The organism is Caballeronia sp. AZ1_KS37, from assembly GCF_023631165.1.
Classification (GTDB): domain Bacteria; phylum Pseudomonadota; class Gammaproteobacteria; order Burkholderiales; family Burkholderiaceae; genus Caballeronia; species Caballeronia zhejiangensis.
The window spans coordinates 1-255 of sequence record NZ_JALQDP010000071.1 but is presented as its reverse complement, the minus strand read 5'-3'; the positions used below and the strand labels follow the sequence as shown (position 1 = coordinate 255).

Annotated in this window: 1 pseudogene; it reads right to left on the bottom strand. The window is 66.3% G+C overall.

The features are described from left to right. Nucleotides 1-255 (bottom strand): annotated as a pseudogene (locus NCS00_RS33260) (MocR-like pyridoxine biosynthesis transcription factor PdxR); the annotation flags it as partial.

Genomic DNA, 255 nt, shown 5'->3' with positions numbered 1-255 from the left:
CCCGCGAGCCTTGCGAACTGAGGTGCGATCTGATCGTTGGGCACGCACGCGTAACCGAGCATCAACCCCTTTCTCGCCGCGAGCCGGTTCAGGTAATAGTTGTCGAGCGGCCGCGTCACGACACCGGCGGACAGTGCGGTGGCGGCGATCGTCCGGTCGTCGGCGAAATCGGGCAGATCGAGCACGAAGTGCAGACCGGCTTCATCGCCGCGCACCGGCAGCGAATCGCCGAAGCGGGCGCGGATCGCGTTGATC